Raw genomic sequence first — 2149 nt, forward strand, 5'->3', positions numbered from 1 at the left:
GCCCGCGGCGGCGCGGACGACGCCGCAGGCCGCCGGGACGCCGAGCGCCGCCGACTCAGGCCAGCGCGCCGCCCTGCCCGATCGCGACGAAGCTGAAATCGCGATCGGACTGGTTGCCGCCGCCATCGCCGGTCTTCAGCAGCACCTGGCCCGCGTCCAGGCGGATGATCACCGCGTTGTCGCAGGTGCTGCCGTCGCCCGGATAGATCTGGGTGACCGAGACGCCATCCAGCGCCTGGAACGGCGGCTGGAAGCTCACCAGGTAATGCCCGGTGCTGGCGTGCGCCACCGCGTACCCCGCGCCGTTGCGGACCGCACCGTCCGCGCCGACCACGCCTGCCACCACCCGCACACCCGCCGCGCCCGCATGGGCGGCGGCGTCGAGCAACTGCCCCATCGCATTGTTCGTCATGCCGTTCTCCGATCTTGATAAGGAAAGTCCGATGGCGCAGCGACCGCAGCATCCTCGCGGCCACGGCGCCTGCATTGCCTCGTCCGTGAACGGGCAGCATCGCCGCGCTGCGTGCGCGGCCGTATCGGCGATTTCCTGATCGGCGCCGGTGCGGCGACCGAGATCGCCTCAGGCGGCCGCGCTCACACCAGCTTGGTGCGCCGCCACCACCGCGTGACCTTCTCCTCGCGCACCAGGGTGAACAGCCCGGCGCCCAGGATCAGCGCGATGCCTACCGCCATCGGCCAGTCCAGGTGATCGTGGAACAGCCAGTAGCCGAAGCCGATCGCCCACAGCATCTGGCTGTACTGGGTCGGCGCCACCGCGCTGATCGGCGCCGACCGCGAGGCGTACATCATGAAGATCGCGGCCAGGCCGGCGAGCAGGCCGTAGCCGGCCAACAGGATCCATTGCTGCCAGGTCGGCCAGACGAAGGTCGGCAGCATCAGCAGGCCGCCCATCAGCAACGGGCCGAGCACGCCGGCGCCGTACAGGGTCAGGCGCTTCTCGCCGGGCCCGGCCATGCGCAGGCTGATCACCGACACCGCCCCCACCAAGCCGCAGACGATCGCCGCGACATGGCCCTGGCCCAGGTGCCGGAAGCCCGGCCGCAGCACCACCAGCACCCCGATGAAGCCGACGATCACCGCCAGCCAGCGCCGCCAGCGCACCTCCTCCTTGAGCAGCAGCACCGACAGCACGGTGACGAAGATCGGCATCAGGAAGATCAGCGCGAACGCCTCGGCCATCGGCAGCAAGGGGAACGCAGTGACCGCGGACAGATTGCCGGCCGCGCCGGTGAACGCGCGCAACAGCCAGATGCTGGGCCGCTGCGCCACCACCACCTCGCGCCAGCGATCGCCCGGCTTCTTCAGGAACGGCAGCGCGGCGAGCATCAGCAGCGCCCCGAAGAACACCACCTCGTAGGCCGGCAGCGACCCCTCCAGCCCCTTCACGAAGGCGTCGCTGATCGAATAGGCGGCGTAACAGGCGAAACCGAGCAGCACACCCTTGAGCATGGACGATCCTGGCCGGCAGCGGCGCTGCGACGGCGTACGTGGGGGGATGGTCAGTATCCCTCTTTTGTCGTGGCGCTGCCGCCGCGACCGGACACGCCGCGGATTGCCGCCTGCACTCCTTCGAGATCAATGCGCCGCCCGGCAGGCCATCGGCGACCTGCGTCGCCTGCGACCGGGCACACGCGACGGGCCTACACTGCACGTCCGATTGGTCCGCACGACAAAGGTAACCGACGATGCCCAAGCTCGACCTCAGCGCCATCCCCGAACGCCTGGGCACCGGCTATCCGTCGCCCTTCGACGCACCGTGCGTACAGCGCACGCGCAAGCGCCTGGGCGATGCCGGCGGGCTGCGCGACTTCGGCGTGAACCTGACGCGCATGCCGCCCGGCGGATGGTCGGCCCAGCGCCATTGGCATTGCGAGGAAGACGAGTTCGTCTACGTGATCGAGGGGGAACTCGTGTTGATCGAGGACGACGGCGAAACCCTGTTGCGCGCAGGCGAATGCGCGGCATTTGCGAAGAATTCGGGCGACGGCCACCACCTGATCAACCGGTCCGATGCGGACGCCGTGTATCTCGAAGTCGGTTCGCGCTCGCAGGACGATGTGATCACCTGCTCGGACATCGACATGATGAGTCCAAGCCGCGACGGCCGGTTCCTGCACAAGGACGGCAC

The 2149-nt window shown here is 69.2% G+C and carries 3 protein-coding genes; 1 reads left to right on the top strand and 2 read right to left on the bottom strand.

Annotated elements, in window-relative coordinates; translation table 11 throughout:
* Positions 1-55: 55 nt before the first annotated feature.
* Positions 56-412, bottom strand: coding sequence for a hypothetical protein (locus D183_RS0114175; protein ID WP_017909581.1), 357 nt, complete (start codon positions 410-412; stop codon positions 56-58).
* A gap of 182 nt (positions 413-594) precedes the next feature.
* Positions 595-1470, bottom strand: a complete 876-nt coding sequence (locus tag D183_RS0114180; RefSeq protein ID WP_017909582.1) for a DMT family transporter — start codon at positions 1468-1470, stop codon at positions 595-597.
* Positions 1471-1706: 236 nt separating this feature from the next.
* Between D183_RS0114180 and D183_RS0114185 the strand changes: the two genes are divergently transcribed.
* On the top strand, positions 1707-2149 hold a 443-nt coding region (locus tag D183_RS0114185; protein ID WP_017909583.1), incomplete at its 3' end, for a cupin domain-containing protein.

The organism is Xanthomonas sp. SHU 199 (assembly GCF_000364665.1).
Taxonomy (GTDB): Bacteria; Pseudomonadota; Gammaproteobacteria; order Xanthomonadales; family Xanthomonadaceae; genus Xanthomonas_A; species Xanthomonas_A sontii.

Excerpts from the sequence above, each read along its gene's own strand:
- D183_RS0114175 (WP_017909581.1), bottom strand. The coding sequence starts at position 412 with ATGACGAACAATGCGATGGGGCAGTTGCTCGACGCCGCCGCCCATGCG.
- D183_RS0114180 (WP_017909582.1), bottom strand. The coding sequence starts at position 1,470 with ATGCTCAAGGGTGTGCTGCTCGGTTTCGCCTGTTACGCCGCCTATTCG.